At 37.6% G+C, this 787-nt stretch carries 1 protein-coding gene; it reads right to left on the bottom strand.

Annotated elements, in window-relative coordinates; all coding sequences use genetic code 11:
- The coding region (locus ACYVTD_RS14660; RefSeq protein WP_461248456.1) for a hypothetical protein at positions 1-491 on the bottom strand (491 nt) is incomplete at its 3' end.
- Positions 492-787 lie beyond the last annotated feature (296 nt).

Raw genomic sequence — 787 nt, 5'->3', positions numbered from 1 at the left:
CCCCAATCTCTCGCTTGTTGTAATTTATAATCCATAAGGGACTGTTGGCTATAAAACTTTAATCCGTTATATTCATAAAAACTATTTGGGGATAAAGGCTTCCAGTTATTAAATGATTTTTGTAATGCCGGAATATCGGAATATTGAAGCTCATTAGCCACCCTTTCCAGAATCGGATATATTTCTTCTATGGATGTGAAATTTCCGGTAACTGAATGTGTTGAACCCGTATTTGAAGAAGTCGTCGTATATTGGTCGTTTGAGTATTTTACCGATGCGTCGTTTCTTGGATTGCTAACCCATTTGCCGTTTACTTTCGCCCAGCCGTTTTTATCATAGTCGGATGCCAATAATCCGTATTTATCCCTGCCAAAAGAGATTAGCATTGCGGAGGCGTTTTTCTGTTTATGTTCATTTGATTTACTAAAATGCACGGAGATACATACAACTATTATTACGGTTATATATAACGCAATCCCAGTTCTTGACATATATCCTCCTTGTATTTAGGTTGCGACCGGTATCGGGTAAAACAATCTAACTGGTAGATATAAGTTATAATGGCTAAGATTGGGAAAACTTAAGGTTTTTGTCTCTTCGTGTGGTTTGTGGTAAAATTCTTACCCCAGTATCCTCGCTCTATACCCCTCGCCAATCCTCTCAAGACTTTTCTTCAAGCTTTCCCCTTTTTTCGCCTGTTGCTTTAAATCAATAGTAAACTGATTCATAGAAAAATGCCTGAAAAAATAAAGCCGTTTGTACAATTCCTGCTTGTCCGCGTATAGTT

The sequence above is a fragment of the Treponema sp. R6D11 genome (genome assembly GCF_054786075.1).
Note: the sequence above shows the minus strand (reverse complement) of the source record. Positions and strands in the feature narration are given on the sequence as shown.